Here is a 15,990-nt window from a genome sequence, read left to right on the forward strand (position 1 = left end):
ACGGCCTCGCAGAACGAGGTCGTTCAACCGATTGAATTCATCAGGGTTGATGTTGAAATGGTTTCCTCGGCTAATCGGCCAGGGATCATCTGCACCCCAGACGCTGTCTTAACAGCGGGCAGGCCCAAGGGGAAACCATGACCACGCAAAAAATCACCATCAAAGACCTGCAGTTGAACGTTTCCATCCGCGGCCAAGGCTCACCGCTGCTCTTGCTCAACGGCCTGGGCGGTTTGATCCGTACTTTCGACCCCTTGCGCGATGAACTGGCGGACTACAGGACCATTACGCTGGACGTGCCCGGGGTCGGCAAATCGCAAATGCCGCGCTGGCCCATGCGTCTGCCGCGCCATGCCGACCTGATCGCCGAGCTGCTCAAGCAATTGGGCATCGACCAGGTCGATGTGTTCGGCGTAAGTTGGGGCGGTGCATTGGCGCAGGAATTCGCCCTGCGTTACCCGGGCATGGTGCGCCGGCTGATCCTGGCGGCAACATCGGCTGGCCCGGCAATGCTGGTGAAGCCCGCCGACATCCTGGACTTTTTTGCCAGCAGCAAAAGCCCCAGGCAACACACGCAAAAAGGCTCGCGCAATTCACTGCAGACACTGCTGCGCTTCGGTGTGACGAAGGGCATGCTCACGGCCAACCCGCGAACCTATTACCACCAGCTCACCGCCCTGATCGGCTGGACCAGCCTGCTGCGGCTGTTCCGCCTGCGACAGCGCACGCTTATTCTCACCGGCGAACGCGACACCCTGGTGCGGCTGTACAACGCGCACATCCTGCGCCGCACCATTCGCCGAGCCGAACTGCGCACCCTGCAGGGCGAGGGGCATTTTTTCGTGGTGACCAGCGCCAGGCGAACCGCCGAAGCGATACGAGAATTCCTCTGCCGGCAGCACGACGATGAAGAGCCGGTGCCAATGATGGGTGACGCCCGCGTTGACGTCGATGTACGTGGCTAATCCAGGATGAACAGGTCCCCTTCCACATCCGAATCGCCGTGTTTACGACTCTGCGCCGCAGAGTCGTAGACGATCATCAGAACCTCCCCAGGCTGCCCGCCCGATTCAAACAGACACATGCCTTCAGCGTGATCGTTGCCTTGCCCGAAAGGCACCTCCAGCACCTTCTCCAATTGATCGGCGAAAACCACGTTTTGCTCGTCAGACGCGAAACCGCCGCCCCAGCGCAAGACCGTTACCGGACCGTCCAGCTCCATCGTGGGGCCCGCCAGGATCAGCAGATCGTCACCGCGGGTGCACAGGTCACGCAAGCCCAGGCCATTGAGCGCGAAGAAGTGCTTGCGGTAGCGGCACCCATCCGGACCGATCTTCTTTAGCACCAGGGTGTCAGACGAAGCGTCGTTCAGCTCGGGTTCGATCTCCAACAACACGGCCCAGCCGCGTAGCACCGGCCCACGCAGCCCCAGCAGGAGACGCGAGCCGATCATCACCATCCCTTCGATATCGAAGCCGTTGTCCTTACCCGGGATACGCAGGAAGTCGCGTAGCTGAGGATCTTCAGCAATAGCCGCGGTCAGGTCGTTACCGACTTCGTTGCCCCGCAGCTGCGCCGCTGTACGTCCATCGGCATCCACTTTCCTGGCGAGTACATAGCTGTCGTCCTGCTGCACGACAGGGATGCGGGCCAGCAGAAAACGATTGCCATGCGCCTCTACCGTCGACAGGCGCTTGATATTCTTCTGTGCAGAAGTGCCGGCCTTGCACTTCTTGCGCTTCAGGCTATGAGAGCCCACCACCCAGAGGTAACCACTGTCAGGAACATAGGCCAAGCCCTCGATATCGATCTCGGCGTCTTGTTTCGGTAGGGGCAGATCCAGATAGTCCAGGAGCGGAAACGAATGGTGCTCGTCGCACCTTACAACACCGTCGGGCGCAGCATCCTGGATTTTCAGGCGTTCCAGGCTCGTGGTTTCGTCGTTCGCAACCCAGAGTGTGTCGTCAATCTGCTGAACGACAGAAAGGCCATCGCGCAACGACGCAAGCTCCGGATCAAAGCTCAACAGCGCAAAATTGCTTCGGCGGCTCATGAGCGGTCTCCTGTCTTTATGGCGCGGCGGCCGGTTATTTAGAACCGGATTCTGCGCGTGTTCTTCATCCAGTGCATGCACTCGTCCCTTCCGACCTGAACGCTGGTGTTGGCCTGGGTCCCTTCTCTGCAGCGACTGCGCACCGCGGATTAGTTCCATCCAAAACAAAAATAGCCGACGAACGGTAAAACCCGTAGGCACAAAGCCTGCACCAAACACCTTGACGAGCATTTGACGTCAATCTACCGCCATACGGATTTTCCTAATCAGCAGGCCCAATTGATACAGCTCAATAGCGTCGGTTCGAGTGCAACTGTGGCCGCAACATTCCCCCGCATACAGGATTATTGACATGATCGATCTCGCCACCTGGAATTTAAGCATCCCTGAAGGCAGCCCACCGGCCACAATAGAAACACCTCGATTGGCGCAAGGCTTCAAGGACCAGTATTTCAGCTCCGAAGCCGCTACGCTTTCCTTCTGGGCACCTGTGACCGGTTCCAGGACGGCCAACGCTATTTATCCGCGCAGCGAGTTGCGGGAAACCTATAGTGATGGAACGCTGCGCAACTGGCAGTACTCAGCGGCGGATAACATCCTGCGGGCGAGCCTGACAGTCAATCAGGTCCCCAGCACCGGCAAGATCGTGATTGGACAGATTCACAACAAGGACAGCAACAAACCCATGGTGAAGCTGGAATACCAATACAAAACGTCGGCTTCGACGGGGAACATTGTCGCCAAGGTACGCATGCACCCCGACGATGAAGAGGGCCGGGTCATTAACATTGCGACGGGTGTGCCACTCGACCGCGACTTTTCCTACCAGATCCACCTCAGCCCGAAGGGCGCACTGGGCATCAGCGCAGCAGGAAACAACTGGAGAACCACCATCGACCCGAGCTGGAAGACTAAACCACTCTATTTCAAAGCAGGGGCGTATGTGCAGGACAACACCGGCTATCCCACCGAGGGCGCAAGAGTGACGTTCAGGATGCTGGAGATCCAACACAACATTAAGTCGCCTCTCTAGGTCACTATCGTTGGCATGCCGATCCGAAGGGTGAAGACTCAAGTGGACTTCCCCGTCGATCGGCTACCAAGTGATCGCTGTCTGAAACTCAACAACGCGGGCGGCAGGTGCCCTTGTTTGCTTATCGAAGAATAAACGAATTACTGCGAAGACCCGCCAGCCGCCAACTCTTTGAGTTTGATCTCGGCCAATGGATGTCCGGCCTTGGCCGCCATTGCCCAGAACCGCGCCGCTTCCGCCGGATCCGGCGCCTTGCTCGGGCTGCCAGCCAGGCTGATCACACCCACTTGGTAGGCGGCCTTGCCATCACCGGCCAGTGCGGCCATGCGCAACAGCCGAATACCCTCTTCCCGCGCGCCCAGGCCGACGCCACGAAAGGTCAGGATGTGCCCGTAGAAACTCTGCGCGCCGACATCGCCCAGGTTGGCCATGCGTGAGAATTGACCCTCCATCCAGCGCCAGCCGCGAGGCTGGCGCACGAACCATGGCCAGTGAAACAACCGGCGGGCCAGCCAGTAGCCGGCCCGCGCCTTGAGCTTCAGGAACACTCAGGCTTCCGCCGATTCGGGGTACTCGTATTCGAATACGCGAACCACTTCCGAGGCATGCCATGAGGCAGCGGCGACGCCGTCGGACGGGCCGGTGAAGCGCCCCAAGCGCTCGACGCATTCGAAGAACCCGGTACGCGGTAAGCGACTGGCACCCTGGCTGATCACCAGGGAACTGCGCAGCGGCTGTTCGGCCTTGGCATCCAATGCGGCCAGATGTTCAAGTGCGGCGGTCAGGGTTTGCATGGCGGGCGTAGGAAGCTGCAATCGCTCCAGCAATGCCCGGTAGGTCAGGAGGTGACGCTGTCGGCGCGCCTGATCCAGCTCGCCCAGCAATCCATCCCAGTGTTGACGACTGATGCGTACGCTCACGATTCATCCCTCCACCCTGGCACCGTCAACTCCCAGGCCAGGCTGCGGCGAATCGCGGCGTCGGGCAGACGCTCGCCACTTTCGATCATGGCCAGGTAAGACGGGCTGATGCCTACCGTGCGGGCGAGCGCCTCGATGGCGATGCCCTTCCCTTCGCGCAAACTGCGTAATTGATCCAGACCCGGAAGAATGGTGTCTGGCGTTGTCGCGAGCGGCGTCGGGGCCGCACGTGACGGTGCTTCGTTGATGCCTGCTGCTTTCAGTAGAGCCTGATACTGAGCCCACGGCAGAACCGCGTATTCGGGCTCGCCTTCGCGTGTAATTATCTGAATATCCATGATTACCCCGTAGGACAACAACACTTAGCGAGTCGGCACTTTTCCCTAGAAGTGTAATCCTAACAGCGGCCAAGGTCGCGGGGGCTATCTATATGAAGCACAGACGGGATCGAATCAGGTTTTTTTCGGTTTCTGCAGCTTGAGTTGTTCAGGGGTGTCGGGCAATCGCTCGACCACCGCGAGCTTTTCCGGGACTTGGCGTTTGCGCCAGGCGCGGAAGGCGTTGAGTTCATCGTCGAGAACTTTCATCAGCCAGGCCAACACGGCGATGTCATCGATCATGCCGAACAGCGGTAGAAAATCCGGAATGGCATCGACCGGACTGAGGAAATACATCAGGCCGGCGACCACCGATATCAGCGCCTTGGGACTGATGGCCCGGTATTCGCCACGCCAGTACGCCAGGCACAACGCCTGTAACAGGCGCAGATCATCCTTGAGCTTGCCCAACCGGTTACCCTGGCTGGCACTTTTGCTGGCCACCGCAAACAGTAAGGTCGGCAAGCGCCCACGGGCGAGCAGGCGTCCGGCCAAGGGCAGGAAACGAGCAAAATTCCAGGGTGCTTTCATGATGCCTCCGGCAGAAATGTTATCCACACAAATTGTGGATAACCTTGTGAACAGAGCCACTTTTCATGGCTGAAAGGCCCGCTGCATAAGGGCTGCACTTAGATCGGGCGTTTTTTACCCATCTAAAAAAACCTAATATTTCATTGACTTGGAGGTCTGCCGAAGGTTAGGCACGGCCCCCACACTGACTATGACTTCAGTGTACGGCAACTGTTCGCTTTGTTTACCTGTGTACAGGTTCGTGCAATCAACGCCAGATGCAACAACGCCCCGCATTAGCGAGGCGTTGTCGTTAAAGCAGACGCGAATTACTTGGCAGCGTCTTCTTTTGCTGGATCCTTGATTCCCAGCAGTTCCAGGTCGAACACCAGCACCGAGTTGGCCGGGATCGCCGGGCTTGGGCTTTGCGCGCCGTAAGCCAGTTCGCTAGGAATATACAGCTTGTACTTCTCGCCTACGTGCATCAGTTGCAGGCCTTCGACCCAACCCGGGATCACACCGCTAACCGGCAAATCGATCGGGCTGCCGCGCTCGACGGAGCTGTCGAAAACGGTGCCATTGGTCAGCTTGCCGGTGTAGTGGACGGTCACTACGTCAGTCGGCTTTGGCTGGGCGCCATCGGCTTTCTTTTCCACTTCATATTGCAGGCCCGAAGCGGTAGTCACGACGCCAGCTTTCTTGGCGTTTTCTTCGAGGAATTTCTTGCCGGCAGCTGCCGACTCTTCACTCATCTTGGCCATACGCTCTTCAGCACGCTTTTGCAGCGCGGCGAAGGCTTCTACCAATTCTTCATCCTTGAGTTTCTGTTCTTTCTTGCCGACCGCATCTTCAATGCCCTGGGCAACGGCTTTGGAGTCCAGATCATCCATGCCTTCCTGAGCCAGGCTCTTGCCCATGTTCAGGCCAATTCCGTAGGAAGCTTTTTGCGCCGGGGTTTTCAGCTCTACGCTGGTTTGCGAATCGCAACCCGCAAGTACCAGGCTAACCAGGGCCACCGCCGCCGCCAACCGATGCTGTTTCATGCTATTTCCTTGTTCATGCGCCTAAAGGGCAATCGAGTAAAGTCGCGAGCTTATCAGGCGGCCACGACCAATGGCTACCGGCATGAGAGCCACAAACTGGCGATAAGTTCAGGTGTTTAAACGCATTTCACCATGCTGATGATGAAACTTCCGTCATCTTGCACTCAGGGAGGCTGAACATCTGGCGTAATGGCCCCTTGCCGCATCCCTGGCCCTAAGGCATAACGGTAGCAATAATAGACAAGGATGGTCCACGTGCGCCTTTTGCTCCGCTTACTGGCTCTTTTTGTTGCTTTGGTGGTCCTCGCCCTGGCCGTGGTCCTGTACTACGTCGCCAACCCGAAACTGCCGCGCCACGCGGCCGCGCAACAGGTGCATTACCTGGAGCAATGGAACGCCGAAGACCGCCAGCGTTACTATTTCACGCCCCAGGGCACTCAGGTAAAGGGCTTGCACTACGACTGGTTCACCGCCCTGGAACTGCCCTTTTCACAACAACGATTCGCCGCGCCGGAGTACCTCGCGCGCTTCGGTTTCCTGATCGACCCCGAGCAGAAACCCACGCCGAACAACCCCGGCAACCTGCCCGTGGGCTTCGCACGGCATCAGAATCCCGGCAGCGCGGATACATTTCTGGATATTACCTGCGCCGCCTGTCACACCGGTGAACTGCGCTTGAACGGGCAAGCCGTGCGCATTGACGGCGGCTCTGCGCAGCATGTGTTGCCCTCCAGCGTACCCACCTTGCAGGGTGGCAGCTTTGGCCAGGCGCTGGTCGCGAGCCTGGCTTCCACTTACTACAACCCCTGGAAGTTCGAACGTTTCGCCCGCAACGTCCTTGGACCGGACTACGAGGCCGGGCACCAGGCACTGCGCGAGGCATTCAAGGGTTCCCTGGATACTTTCCTGAAGGTGGCCTGGAACGATACTCACCGCGGGCTCTACCCCACCGAAGAAGGTCCCGGGCGTACCGACGCGTTCGGGCGCATTGCCAACGCCAGCTTCGGCGACGCAATTTCCCCCGCCAATTACCGCGTGGCCAATGCCCCCGTCGACTACCCACAGTTGTGGGACATGTGGACCTTCGACTGGGTGCAGTGGAATGGCTCGGCGCAGCAGCCCATGGCGCGCAATATCGGTGAAGCCCTGGGAGTAGGCGCTACGCTGAGCTTTTTCGATGCCGAAGGGCAGCCCCTCAAGGACGACAATCGATACCCGTCCAGCGTCCGGGTGCGGGATCTGCACCTGATCGAACAAACCTTGCAACGACTCAAGCCGCCGGCCTGGCCGGAAGAATGGTTGGGCGCGGTGGACAAGCCGCTGGCCGCCAAAGGTCGCGCGTTGTTCGCAGAGAACTGCGCCGGTTGCCACGTACCGCGCGTCAGCATCAGCGAAGGGCGCCCGGTGCAACAGTTGAAAATGCTGCCCGTGGAGGTAATCGGCACCGACCCGGGCGCCGCCAACAATATCGCCGATCACCGCTTCGACCTGACGGCCTTGCAGTGGGACCCGGCCGAGTTGGCGCGCCTGGACGTACAACTGCATCCAGCCCCCACCGAACCTCTGGACCTGAGCCAGCTGTCGGTGGCCAAGGGGCTGGCGTATGTCACGGCATTCGTCGGCAACCGCGCCTATCGCGAGGCCGCCGTCACGCCGGCCGAGCGCGCGGACATGGATGGCTTCGGCCTGCCGATCGGCGTCCAGGAACTGCGCGCCTACAAGGCCCGGCCCCTGCCGGGTGTATGGGCGACGCCGCCGTTCCTGCACAACGGTTCGGTGCCGAGCATTTATCAATTGCTTTCGCCCCAGGACGAACGCGCCACCACCTTCTACAAAGGCACCTTCGAGTACGACCCGCGGCATTTGGGCTATCGCACCGAAGCCTTTAGCAATGGCTTTGTGTTCGACACGCGCATAACCGGCAATCACAACAGCGGGCACGAGTTCCGCGCCGGCAAGCGTGGCAACGGCGTGATCGGACGCTTGCTGCAACCCGAAGAGCGCTGGGCGTTGTTGGAGTATTTGAAAGTGCTGGGCGGCCCTCTGGAGGCGCAACTGCCATGAAACGACTCTGGATGCGCCTGGGCGCCTTTCTCGGCAAGGCCCTGCTCTGTTTGCTGGTCCTGGGGTTACTCGGCTGGGCATTGGCCACGGCATGGTTCGCCTGGCAGCACCGTGGACCGGTATCTACGCAAGAGCTGATCCCCAACGGTGAAGCCGCAATGACCCAGGACATCATCCAGACGGCGGTGCGTATCGTCGACCAGCACCGTGAAAGCACACGCTACCTGCGCGATGCCCACGCCAAGGCTCACGGCTGCTTTAAGGCCGAAGTGCAGGTGTTATCGGAACTGGCGGCAGAACTGCGTCAGGGTGTGTTCAGCGAGCCAGGCAAAACCTGGCAGGCGACCCTGCGCCTGTCCAACGGCAACGCCTACCCTCAATTCGACAGCATCCGCGATGCCCGGGGCATGGCGATCAAGCTGCACGATGTGCCCGGCAAACAGCTGCTTGACGATCAACCGGGTCGAGGTGAACAGGACTTCGTGATGTTCAGCCATCCGAACTTCTTTGTCAGCGATGTCGCCGAGTATCGTCAGAATGTGGCTGCCCAGGCGGATGGCAAAAAATTGCTGGCGTTCTTTCCGGGCTGGGACCCGCGCACCTGGCAGGTCCGCCATCTGATTATCGCCCTGGCGACACTCTCCCCCGCCCCGGAAAGCCCGACGCGCACCACTTACTTTTCGGTTTCGCCCTACAAGTTCGGTGAGGCCAATGCCAAGTTTCGGGTCGTGCCGGATCCTGGTAGCTGCCCGGCCTACACCTTGCCCGCGCAGAACCGTGAGTTACCGAATTTTCTGCGAAATGCGCTGTACCAGCAGTTATCGACCGATCGGATGCCCGCGTGTTTTGTCTTGCAGATACAGCGGCAGGACCCCGGCAAGTACATGCCGATCGAGGACACCAGTATTGAATGGCAAGAGAACGATGCGCCCTTCGAGACGGTGGCGCGGATCACCCTGCCCGCCCAGGATTTCGACACCCCGGCACTGAACCTGCAATGCGATAACCAGTCGTTCAACCCTTGGTTCGGGCTTGAGGCGCACCGCCCCATCGGCGGGATCAACCGACTGCGCAAAGCCGTTTACGAAGCTGTGAGCGATTACCGTCATGCTCGTAATCAAGCTATGTAGGAGTAGGAGCGAGCACGCTCGCGAAAAACTGGAGGGCACCACGGGGTGTCAGGTATCCCGCGTCATCGTTGACGTCCATCGCGAGCATGCTCGCTCCTACAGTGAAGGAAAAGCCAAACGCCAGACAGCAAAAAGCCCGCATTAAGCGGGCTTTCTGTGGTGACCTGGCGTTCAGTGTTCCAGGTTACCGAATATGGCGCAGCGGACGGGACTCGAACCCGCGACCCCCGGCGTGACAGGCCGGTATTCTAACCGACTGAACTACCGCTGCGCGAAACGCTTGAAACGAATGGTGGGTGATGACGGGATCGAACCGCCGACATTCTGCTTGTAAGGCAGACGCTCTCCCAGCTGAGCTAATCACCCTTCGCTTCGTTACGGGACGCATTATGCCACAGATTTTCATAAAGTGTTGATTTATTTGAAGTTTTTTTCAAAAAAATCTGAAAACCGGTGAAACGACACATCCCGCGGGTACAACGTACAAACTTGAGGCAGAAAAAAACCCGCCTTGGCGGGTTTTTCCGTGGTGACCTGGCGTTCAGTGGTCCAGGTTACCGAATATGGCGCAGCGGACGGGACTCGAACCCGCGACCCCCGGCGTGACAGGCCGGTATTCTAACCGACTGAACTACCGCTGCGCTAAACACTTGAAACGAATGGTGGGTGATGACGGGATCGAACCGCCGACATTCTGCTTGTAAGGCAGACGCTCTCCCAGCTGAGCTAATCACCCTTCGCTTCGGTGTGGCGCGCATTCTACGGAGCGCCCCTACCTCTGGCAAGCACTTTTTTAATTAATTTTCTGATGCCTTCCAAAGGCTTAGAGAAGGGTTGGCCTATGGCACACGGAGGACAATAATGCCCGCCTTTGTATATAAGGAGAGACTCACCCCATGTGGTTCAAAAACCTGCTTATCTATCGCCTGACCCAAGATCTGCCTGTTGATGCCGAGGCGTTGGAGACTGCACTGGCCACCAAGCTGGCGCGTCCATGTGCAAGCCAGGAGTTGACCACCTACGGTTTCGTCGCACCGTTCGGCAAGGGCGAAGATGCCCCGCTGGTGCACGTCAGCGGTGATTTCCTGCTGATCAGCGCGCGCAAGGAAGAGCGCATTCTGCCGGGCAGCGTCGTGCGTGATGCAGTGAAGGAAAAGGTCGAAGAGATCGAGGCCGAGCAAATGCGCAAGGTCTATAAAAAGGAACGCGACCAGATCAAGGATGAAATCATCCAGGCCTTCCTGCCGCGCGCCTTTATCCGTCGCTCCTCGACGTTCGCCGCCATCGCGCCGAAACAGGGCCTGATCCTGGTTAACTCGGCCAGCCCGAAGCGCGCCGAGGACCTGCTGTCCACCCTGCGGGAAGTGATCGGCACACTGCCGGTGCGCCCACTGACCGTGAAAATGTCCCCGACAGCGACCATGACCGAGTGGGTCACCACCCAGAAAGCCGCTGACGACTTCTTTGTGCTGGACGAGTGCGAACTGCGCGACACCCACGAAGACGGCGGCATCGTGCGTTGCAAGCGTCAGGACCTGACGAGCGAAGAAATCCAGCTACACCTGAGCACCGGCAAGGTGGTCACTCAATTGTCGCTGGCCTGGCAGGACAAGCTGTCCTTCGTCCTCGACGACAAGATGGTGGTCAAGCGCCTGAAGTTCGAAGACCTGCTGCAAGACCAGGCGGAACAGGACGGTGGCGATGAAGCCCTCGGCCAACTGGATGCCAGCTTCACCCTGATGATGCTGACGTTCGGTGATTTCCTGCCGGCGCTGGTCGAGGCGTTGGGTGGGGAAGAGACACCACAAGGCATCTGATTATCGAAATCGGCGGCGCCTGCAAAAAGATCGCAGCCTGCGGCAGCTCCTACATTGGAATGCGTTTCCTTGTAGGAGCTGCCGCAGGCTGCGATCTTTTTTTGCGAGCAGCGTATGCTTAGCTCCCTAACGCTTTCTTACAATAAGGATCTGGCCATGCGTGCACTGGCTGCATTGAGTCGTTTTGTCGGTAACACCTTCGCCTACTGGGTACTGATTTTCGCCGTCGTGGCATTCCTGCAGCCGGCCTGGTTCATCGGCCTCAAGGGCGCCATCGTGCCGTTGCTGGGGTTGGTGATGTTCGGCATGGGCCTGACCCTCAAGCTCGACGACTTCGCCGAGGTCGCCCGCCACCCGTGGCGCGTGGCCTTGGGCGTGGTGGCGCATTTCGTGATCATGCCTGGCGTGGCGTGGTTGCTCTGCCAGGCGTTCCATTTGCCCCCGGAGATTGCCGTCGGCGTGATTCTGGTCGGTTGCTGCCCAAGCGGCACCTCGTCGAACGTGATGACTTGGCTGGCACGCGGCGACCTGGCGTTGTCGGTGGCCATCGCTGCCGTGACCACCCTCCTCGCTCCGCTCCTGACACCCGCCTTGATCTGGCTGCTGGCTTCGGCCTGGCTGCCGGTGTCGTTCATGGAGCTGTTCTGGTCGATTCTCCAGGTAGTGCTGCTGCCGATCGTACTGGGTGTCGCTGCCCAGCGACTGCTCGGCGACAAGGTTCGCCACGCTGTGGACGTGTTGCCTCTGGTTTCGGTGGTGAGCATCGTGATCATCGTCACCGCCGTGGTGGCCGCCAGCCAGGCGAAAATTGCCGAATCGGGCCTGTTGATCATGGCCGTGGTCATGCTGCACAACAGCTTTGGTTACCTGCTGGGTTACTTCACCGGGCGCCTGTTCAAATTGCCACTGGCCCAGCGCAAATCCCTGGCGCTGGAAGTCGGCATGCAGAACTCAGGGCTGGGCGCCGCCTTGGCCAGTGCGCACTTTTCGCCTTTGGCGGCGGTACCGAGCGCGTTGTTCAGTGTCTGGCACAACATTTCCGGGGCGTTGCTCTCGACGTATTTCCGTCGCATGAGCGAGAAGCAGGATCGTGAAGTCGCCGCGCGACAGGCGACCGACTGAACCGAAACTTGATCCCAGGGTTAATGCTGGGCACTATATTGCGCAACGCGAGGACGACCTCGCGGCTCGATCGAGTCATTAACCTTGGGGACGACCCCGTCGATGGATGGAGGTCTTCCATGTCCTGGATCATTCTGTTTTTCGCCGGCTTGTTCGAAGTCGGCTGGGCCGTTGGCCTCAAGTACACCGATGGTTTCAGCCGCCCTCTCCCTACGGCATTGACCGTTGCCGCCATGGCCGTCAGCCTTGGCTTGCTCGGCCTTGCGATGAAGGAGTTGCCGCTGGGCACGGCCTATGCGATCTGGACCGGAGTGGGTGCAGTCGGCACCGTGATTGCCGGAATCATTTTGTTTGGCGAATCCATGGCGCTGGTCCGTCTGGCCAGTGTGGCATTGATCATCACCGGCCTGGTGGGGCTTAAAGTCAGCGCCTGACTACAGCCCATCTGCAAAAAAGCCCGCCTCCTGTCACCAGGGGCGGGCTTTTTCATGAACGCCAATCTGTCAGCTTTCGGCCATCTCCAATCGCTCACGCATCACCGAGGCCTTTTCCGAATGCTCCAACTGCATGCAACGCTCCAGGAACAGGAACATATAGTCGTAGCTCTTGCACACGGCCTGGCGCAATTCGATTTGCAATGACTTACTCGGATTCATCCCGGCCAGGGTGCAGATAATTTCCAGCGCTTCCCAAGGGTGGGCATCGTCATACTGGGCGTGCATCTTCAACCATTTCATGGCCCGCTTGCGATCCTCCTCCGGGAAGGCTGCCGCGTACAGACCATTGGAACAGACCACCGCCGACCACTCACCGGTCGCGCCTTCGATGGCGTAGTTGGTGGCGGCAATGGCAACGATCAGCGAATCAGCGGAACTGGTGTGCCAGCACCAATGGCTCAAGGCGTGAAGCTCGGGGGCTACCTGCTGCGCCTGCAGATCTTCCAGGCTGACGCCGTGGGCACGGCTCCAGTTCACCCAGTAGTCGGCGTGGTTGAGTTCGACACGGATGTTGCGCATCAACCAGCGACGCGCCATGTCCTCGCCCGGGTGGCGGGCAAAACGGGTCTTGGTCAGGTTCTGCGCCATGTATAACGCGAACTGTTCGACCACGGGCCAGCCCCCGATAAGGTACTGGCGCATCGTCTTGGCACTGAGTCTGTTATCTCGCATGCGCTGATACAGCTCGTGCTCTACAACCCGGCGCTTACTCGCGCTGCAATCCTGAATCAGGCGCTGGGCCCAGTCGGGATAACTTGCAGCTTCCATGAGTGGTCCGGTTCGGTTGAATGTCTCGATCACTGTCGGGCTCCTTTTGATTGTGATTGTTCCGATCAACGAGAGACTTCAACGGAACGTGCCGGGCGCCTTGAACAACAGGGGCTGCGGCCTGGCTGGACGACTTTTCAAGCTATCGCAGGTAAACAGATGCGGGCGTTCAATGACATACCCTTGAGCGTAATCAACTCCGATATCCAGCAATGCCTGCTCGATCTGGGGCGTTTCAACAAACTCGGCAATCGTACGCTTACCCATGACATGACCGATGTGGTTGATCACTTCGACCATGGCGCGGTTAATCGGGTCGTCCAGCATATCCTTTACGAAACTCCCGTCGATCTTCAGGAAGTCTACAGGCAAATGTTTCAAGTATGCGAACGAGGACATACCGGCGCAAAAGTCATCCAGGGAAAACAGACACCCTAAACCTTTGAGTTCGTTAATAAATTTAATTGCACTCGCCAGATTGGAAATGGCGCTGGTTTCAGTGATTTCAAAACAAATTATTTCAGGTGGTATGGCGTAACTAATGAACTGTTGACGCAGGAAGTCCAGGAACGCTTCATCTCCTATAGTTGTGCCTGACAGATTAATCGCACACATCGCTAAAGGCTCGTTGTGCTTTTCGGCCATACATTGGGCAATGATCTTGAACACGTTCTTTACAACCCAACGATCCAGGGTCGTCATCAAGCCATAGCGTTCTGCTGCCGGAATAAAACTGTCCGGCAATATCATGCGACCCGCTTCATCATGCAGACGCAGCAGGATCTCGATATGCCCGCCACCTTGTTCGACATGACCAAGCGGCGCGATTTCCTGGGCGTACAGACAAAAACGGTCTTCTTCCAGGGCCATGTGCAAGCGCTGCACCCAGGCCATCTCGCCAAAGCGCAGGGACAGCTCCGAGTCGTCGGCGTGATATACCTGAACCCGGTTGCGGCCCTTTTCCTTGGCCATGTAGCAGGCCATGTCAGCCGCGCGCAGCGAGACTTCCAGGGTGGTCGGATGGGCATTGATGTGCACCAGGCCGATGCTCACGGTGGTCACGAACGGCCGCCCCTTCCAGACGAAGTGCAGGTTCTGCACGGTCTGGCGCAACCCCTCGGCAATTTTTTCAGCTGCCTGCGGAGCACAGTTCTCCAGCAGGATGCCAAACTCGTCGCCGCCCAACCGGGCCAGGGTGTCGCCCTCGCGCAATCCGGATTGCAACAGTGCACAGATATGCCGCAGCAACTCGTCACCCGCCGCGTGTCCGCTGGTGTCGTTGACCAACTTGAACTGATCCAGGTCGAGGAACATCAAGGCGTGGCGCCCCGATTGTCGCGTCAGGCCCTGCAGCGCCTGTTCCAGACGGAATTCGAACTCGCGGCGGTTGGCGAGCCCGGTCAGCGCATCATGGGTCGCCTGCCAGGAGAGATTGGCAATGTATTGCCGCTCCTGGGTCATGTCATGCAGCACCAGCACGGCACCGCTGACCTTCCCGGCATTGCGGATCGGCGCCCCGACCAGGGTGACCGACACCGTGCTGCCATCAAGGCGCTGAATGAGCTTGGAATGTTCGCTGCCGCCACTGAGTTGACCGCTCAGGATGTGCTCGATCAAGGTAAAACCATCGGCTTGGGCATTGTCATCCAGCAGATTGAACAGCGCCGCCAGCGGCAACCCGCTCGCCTGTTCGGCTTTCCAGTGGGTCAAGGCTTCGGCGGCCGGATTCATGTAGGCGATCGCGCCCTCGACATTGGTGGTGATCACCGCGTCGCCAATCGATTGCAGGGTGATTTGCGCCCGCTCCTTCTCCAGCTGCAGGGCGTCGGCAAAAGCGTGCCGCTGCTTGAGCAGCTTATGTGTGCGCAGCAGCGCCAGGGCGATCAGGCCGAGGGCGGTGGCCAGGTTCGTCGCCAGCAGCAGGCGCATGATCATCCGCGAGCCTTCGCCAAGGGCATCGCTGAAGGCCTTCGCCGCCGGCGTCACCCCGTTGTTGATATCGAAAATCTGTTCTTTCCAGCGTTGGATGTCGTCAGGATGGGCCGGCTTGATGCTGATGTGCTGGTGCATGTCCCTGGCGACATCATCGAGCTGATCAAGGTACGCATCACCCACGGTCCAGCGATCGATGGCTTTCTCGAGGTAGCTGAAATGGCGAAAGTTGAGGTAAAGCCAGATCAGGCTGGGAACGTCATCGGGGTGGTTGCCACCCTTGAGAATCGCCAGCCTGGCCGCTTCGATATCGGGTGGCTGCTGGTCAAGTGCCAGACGCAGCTCATGCCCGCCCTGAGGGACGGCAATGGCCTCCTGATACTTGAGGAATTTGCTCTCATCGCGACTGTCGGCATACAGGTTGAGGTAATAGATCGCGTCCTTCTGGCCCTTGGACCACAGGCTTTCGCCGGCAACATAACCGCGCACCGCCGACAATACATAAAGACTGACGCCCCCCAACAGGGCCTGAAATAACACAACGGCAATAAAAGGCCAGACGATGCCCAGCAACCGTGGCGTTCCGAGAGTCCGCGCTTGATTCATGAGGTCCCTTTGTTTAGCACTGCCAGATCATCATCCACGTGATCGCTACAGCTAGACTAGGGGGCCTTCCGCATCCCAGCAAGCGTCAACCCTCCTCCTCTTGCAGGAAAGTCCACTC

At 59.0% G+C, this 15,990-nt stretch carries 15 protein-coding genes and 4 tRNA genes; 7 read left to right on the plus strand and 12 right to left on the minus strand.

The genetic code is table 11. The annotated features are described in order from the left end of the window. Positions 1–137: 137 nt before the first annotated feature. Positions 138–965 (plus strand): alpha/beta fold hydrolase, encoded by an 828-nt coding sequence (locus PSUM_RS23425; protein WP_083349625.1) that lies wholly within the window; start codon positions 138–140, stop codon positions 963–965. On the opposite strand, the gene PSUM_RS23430 is transcribed toward PSUM_RS23425, so the two are convergent. After that, positions 962–2,053, minus strand: coding sequence for a DUF3616 domain-containing protein (locus PSUM_RS23430; protein WP_083349626.1), 1,092 nt, complete (start codon positions 2,051–2,053; stop codon positions 962–964). The two genes, PSUM_RS23425 and PSUM_RS23430, sit on opposite strands and share 4 nt — an antisense overlap. A 352-nt stretch (positions 2,054–2,405) precedes the next feature. Between PSUM_RS23430 and PSUM_RS23435 the strand changes: the two genes are divergently transcribed. Then, on the plus strand, positions 2,406–3,086 hold the full coding sequence (locus PSUM_RS23435; RefSeq protein ID WP_083349627.1) for a polysaccharide lyase family 7 protein: 681 nt from the start codon (positions 2,406–2,408) through the stop codon (positions 3,084–3,086). A 140-nt stretch (positions 3,087–3,226) separates the two neighbouring features. Here the strand turns inward: PSUM_RS23435 and PSUM_RS23440 are convergent, their stop codons facing one another. From PSUM_RS23440 to bamJ, 5 genes are all read right to left on the minus strand, one after another. Continuing rightward, a complete protein-coding gene (locus PSUM_RS23440) occupies positions 3,227–3,634 on the minus strand; it encodes an SEL1-like repeat protein (protein ID WP_083349628.1) in 408 nt (135 codons plus the stop codon). Then, entirely contained in the window at positions 3,635–4,006 is a 372-nt protein-coding gene (locus PSUM_RS23445; protein ID WP_020796778.1) for a hypothetical protein, read from the minus strand. Then, entirely contained in the window at positions 4,003–4,344 is a 342-nt protein-coding gene (locus tag PSUM_RS23450; protein WP_033043089.1) for a helix-turn-helix domain-containing protein, read from the minus strand. The genes PSUM_RS23445 and PSUM_RS23450 overlap by 4 nt, the downstream gene beginning before the upstream one ends. A gap of 114 nt (positions 4,345–4,458) precedes the next feature. Further along, positions 4,459–4,914 (minus strand): YkvA family protein, encoded by a 456-nt coding sequence (locus PSUM_RS23455; protein WP_020796776.1) that lies wholly within the window; start codon positions 4,912–4,914, stop codon positions 4,459–4,461. A gap of 308 nt (positions 4,915–5,222) precedes the next feature. After that, positions 5,223–5,936, minus strand: a complete 714-nt coding sequence (gene bamJ, locus PSUM_RS23460; protein ID WP_020796775.1) for a BamJ family beta-barrel-assembly machinery protein — start codon at positions 5,934–5,936, stop codon at positions 5,223–5,225. 255 nt (positions 5,937–6,191) lie between these two features. On the opposite strand from bamJ, the gene PSUM_RS23465 reads away from it, so the two are divergent. Beyond that, positions 6,192–8,000, plus strand: a complete 1,809-nt coding sequence (locus PSUM_RS23465; protein ID WP_020796774.1) for a di-heme-cytochrome C peroxidase — start codon at positions 6,192–6,194, stop codon at positions 7,998–8,000. Further along, on the plus strand, positions 7,997–9,130 hold the full coding sequence (locus PSUM_RS23470; RefSeq protein ID WP_033043082.1) for a catalase family protein: 1,134 nt from the start codon (positions 7,997–7,999) through the stop codon (positions 9,128–9,130). The genes PSUM_RS23465 and PSUM_RS23470 overlap by 4 nt, the downstream gene beginning before the upstream one ends. A 194-nt stretch (positions 9,131–9,324) precedes the next feature. On the opposite strand, the gene PSUM_RS23475 is transcribed toward PSUM_RS23470, so the two are convergent. From PSUM_RS23475 to PSUM_RS23490, 4 genes are all read right to left on the minus strand, one after another. Next, a tRNA-Asp gene (locus PSUM_RS23475) sits at positions 9,325–9,401 on the minus strand. A gap of 19 nt (positions 9,402–9,420) precedes the next feature. Further along, positions 9,421–9,496 (minus strand) — tRNA-Val (locus PSUM_RS23480). A gap of 198 nt (positions 9,497–9,694) precedes the next feature. After that, a tRNA-Asp gene (locus tag PSUM_RS23485) sits at positions 9,695–9,771 on the minus strand. 19 nt (positions 9,772–9,790) lie between these two features. Next, a tRNA-Val gene (locus PSUM_RS23490) sits at positions 9,791–9,866 on the minus strand. 160 nt (positions 9,867–10,026) lie between these two features. Between PSUM_RS23490 and rdgC the strand changes: the two genes are divergently transcribed. From rdgC to sugE, 3 genes are all read left to right on the plus strand, one after another. Further along, positions 10,027–10,947, plus strand: a complete 921-nt coding sequence (gene rdgC, locus PSUM_RS23495; RefSeq protein WP_008060875.1) for a recombination-associated protein RdgC — start codon at positions 10,027–10,029, stop codon at positions 10,945–10,947. A 156-nt stretch (positions 10,948–11,103) separates the two neighbouring features. Further along, positions 11,104–12,069 (plus strand): bile acid:sodium symporter family protein, encoded by a 966-nt coding sequence (locus tag PSUM_RS23500; protein WP_020799999.1) that lies wholly within the window; start codon positions 11,104–11,106, stop codon positions 12,067–12,069. 119 nt (positions 12,070–12,188) lie between these two features. After that, a complete protein-coding gene (gene sugE, locus PSUM_RS23505) occupies positions 12,189–12,503 on the plus strand; it encodes a quaternary ammonium compound efflux SMR transporter SugE (RefSeq protein WP_008060873.1) in 315 nt (104 codons plus the stop codon). Positions 12,504–12,572: 69 nt separating this feature from the next. Here the strand turns inward: sugE and PSUM_RS23510 are convergent, their stop codons facing one another. Both PSUM_RS23510 and PSUM_RS23515 read right to left on the minus strand, forming a co-directional pair. Beyond that, the gene (locus PSUM_RS23510; RefSeq protein ID WP_033043101.1) at positions 12,573–13,367 is read right to left on the minus strand and encodes an iron-containing redox enzyme family protein; all 795 of its coding nucleotides are present in this window, start codon (positions 13,365–13,367) and stop codon (positions 12,573–12,575) included. Between the two features lie 45 nt (positions 13,368–13,412). Next, the gene (locus PSUM_RS23515) at positions 13,413–15,872 is read right to left on the minus strand and encodes an EAL domain-containing protein (protein WP_083349629.1); all 2,460 of its coding nucleotides are present in this window, start codon (positions 15,870–15,872) and stop codon (positions 13,413–13,415) included. Positions 15,873–15,990 lie beyond the last annotated feature (118 nt).

This window comes from Pseudomonas umsongensis (assembly GCF_002236105.1).
In the GTDB taxonomy this organism is placed as follows: domain Bacteria; phylum Pseudomonadota; class Gammaproteobacteria; order Pseudomonadales; family Pseudomonadaceae; genus Aquipseudomonas; species Aquipseudomonas umsongensis.

Excerpts from the sequence above, each read along its gene's own strand:
- PSUM_RS23425 (WP_083349625.1), top strand. The coding sequence starts at position 138 with ATGACCACGCAAAAAATCACCATCAAAGACCTGCAGTTGAACGTTTCC.
- PSUM_RS23430 (WP_083349626.1), bottom strand. The coding sequence starts at position 2,053 with ATGAGCCGCCGAAGCAATTTTGCGCTGTTGAGCTTTGATCCGGAGCTT.
- PSUM_RS23435 (WP_083349627.1), top strand. The coding sequence starts at position 2,406 with ATGATCGATCTCGCCACCTGGAATTTAAGCATCCCTGAAGGCAGCCCA.
- PSUM_RS23450 (WP_033043089.1), bottom strand. The coding sequence starts at position 4,344 with ATGGATATTCAGATAATTACACGCGAAGGCGAGCCCGAATACGCGGTT.
- PSUM_RS23455 (WP_020796776.1), bottom strand. The coding sequence starts at position 4,914 with ATGAAAGCACCCTGGAATTTTGCTCGTTTCCTGCCCTTGGCCGGACGC.
- bamJ (WP_020796775.1), bottom strand. The coding sequence starts at position 5,936 with ATGAAACAGCATCGGTTGGCGGCGGCGGTGGCCCTGGTTAGCCTGGTA.
- PSUM_RS23470 (WP_033043082.1), top strand. The coding sequence starts at position 7,997 with ATGAAACGACTCTGGATGCGCCTGGGCGCCTTTCTCGGCAAGGCCCTG.
- rdgC (WP_008060875.1), top strand. The coding sequence starts at position 10,027 with ATGTGGTTCAAAAACCTGCTTATCTATCGCCTGACCCAAGATCTGCCT.
- PSUM_RS23500 (WP_020799999.1), top strand. The coding sequence starts at position 11,104 with ATGCGTGCACTGGCTGCATTGAGTCGTTTTGTCGGTAACACCTTCGCC.
- sugE (WP_008060873.1), top strand. The coding sequence starts at position 12,189 with ATGTCCTGGATCATTCTGTTTTTCGCCGGCTTGTTCGAAGTCGGCTGG.
- PSUM_RS23515 (WP_083349629.1), bottom strand. The coding sequence starts at position 15,872 with ATGAATCAAGCGCGGACTCTCGGAACGCCACGGTTGCTGGGCATCGTC.